The organism is Gordonia marina (assembly GCF_052036135.1).
Taxonomy (GTDB): domain Bacteria; phylum Actinomycetota; class Actinomycetes; order Mycobacteriales; family Mycobacteriaceae; genus Gordonia.
Window position 1 is genome coordinate 1 of the sequence record NZ_JBPSDN010000080.1, and the last position, 1,789, is coordinate 1,789.

The 1,789-nt window shown below is 65.2% G+C and carries 1 protein-coding gene and 2 pseudogenes; all 3 read left to right on the forward strand.

All coding sequences use genetic code 11. The features are described from left to right. The first annotated feature begins 234 nt into the window (after positions 1 to 234). Positions 235 to 552, forward strand: coding sequence for a transposase (locus ACSEEN_RS21330; protein ID WP_440714249.1), 318 nt, complete (start codon positions 235 to 237; stop codon positions 550 to 552). Positions 553 to 830: 278 nt separating this feature from the next. Continuing rightward, positions 831 to 1,199, forward strand: a pseudogene (locus ACSEEN_RS21335) (transposase); the annotation flags it as partial. Between the two features lie 28 nt (positions 1,200 to 1,227). Continuing rightward, positions 1,228 to 1,789: pseudogene (locus ACSEEN_RS21340) on the forward strand (transposase family protein); the annotation flags it as partial.

The following is a 1,789-nucleotide window of genomic DNA, read 5'->3' on the forward strand; positions in this document are numbered from 1 at the left end:
GCACCGAACCGCCACCCTTCTCCGTCGGCGACTCGGAAGAGGTTCGTGACGCTCCGGGCAGGTCGCTATCGTGATCCACGCTAGCCTCGCTGACATCAGACTGTATTGTCATCGTTCCTGGCCTAGATGTACTTCCCCGACACGTTGTGAACATCTGAGGTGAAGTGAAGACGGGACTGCTGCACGGATAGGTGACATCTGATCTGGCTTGCCTGGGAGGGTGGGCCTGGAAGGATGGCCATCGTGCCCAAGCCCTACCCGTCCGAGTTTCGTGACGACGTGGTTCGCGTCGCTCAGAACCGTGAACCTGGAGTGACGATCGAGCAGATCGCGAAAGACTTCGGGGTCCATCCGATGACGTTGCAGAAGTGGTTGCGTCGAGCCGAGATCGATGAGGGCGCCAGGCCGGGTCAGTCTCGGACCGAGTCCGCGGAGATCCGTGAGCTGCGCCGACGGAACCGGCTCCTCGAGCAGGAGAACGAGGTGCTGCGCCGTGCGGCGGCGTATCTGTCGCAGGCGAATCTGCCGGGAAAAGGCTCTACCCGCTCGTGACCGAGCTCGCCGCCGCAGGGGTTCCTGTGACGGTGACGTGTCGGGTATTGAAGCTCTCCCGCCAGCCCTACTACCGGTGGCTGGCCAACCCCATCACCCCGAGCGAGGTGGTGCAGGCCTATCGCGCGAACGCTCTGTTCGACGCCCACCGGGACGACCCTGAGTTCGGGCACCGGCTCCTGGCCGACGAGGCCCGCGGCAACGGCGAGGCGATGGCGGACCGGACTGCGTGGCGTATCGCCTCGACGAACGGCTGGTTCAGCGCGTTCGGCAAACCCAAGCGCAGCAAGGCTCGCAAGCCCGGCCCGCCCGTGCACGACGACCTCTGCGCCGTCGTCGACGAGCACGGCCGGACACGGCACGTGTTCGCCGCGGACGCACCGAACCAGCTGTGGCTGACCGACATCACCGAGCACCCGACCGCGGAGGGCAAGCTGTACCTCTGCGCGATCAAGGACGCGTTCAGTGGCCGGATCGTCGGGTACTCGATCGACTCTCGGATGAGGTCCCGATTGGCCGTCCGAGCGCTCGAGAACGCCGTCGCGATGCGCGGCGATGTCGCCGGCTGTGTGGTGCATTCGGACAGGGGGTCTCAATTCCGAAGCCGCAAATTCCGGCGCGCTTTGAACCGCCCCGGCATGTCCGGAGACTCCGTTCCTTGGGAAGGATGGAGTCATGGCAGGGAGTACGTCGAAGAGGTACACGGCCGAGCTGCGTGAGCGGGCGGTCAGGATGGTTGGCGAGATCCGGGCCGACCACGAGTCGGACTGGGCGGCGATGAGGCAGGTCGCGACGCTGCTCGGGATCGGGACGCCTGAGACGGTGAGGAAGTGGTGTCGTCAGGCCGAGGTTGATGCCGGGCAGCGGGTTGGGACGACGAGTGAGGAGTCAGCGGAGCTGAAGCGGTTGAAGCGCGAGAATGCCGAGCTCAAGCGGGCCAACGCGATCCTCAAGAGCGCATCGGCTTTCTTCGCGGCCGAACTCGACCGGCCACAGCGCTGATCGTGCGGTATATCGACGAGCACGTCGGTGACCAGCACGAGGAAGGTCTGCGATGGGGTGTCGAGTCGATCTGTGACCAGCTCACCGAGCTGGGCGCCAAGATCGCCCCCGCGACCTACTACGAGCACCGCTCCCACAAGCCGTCCAAGCGTGAAGTGCGGGATGAGGAGTTGAGGCCGAAGGTGGCCAAGGTTCATGCCGAGAACTACGGCGTCTACGGAGCCCGGAAGGTTTG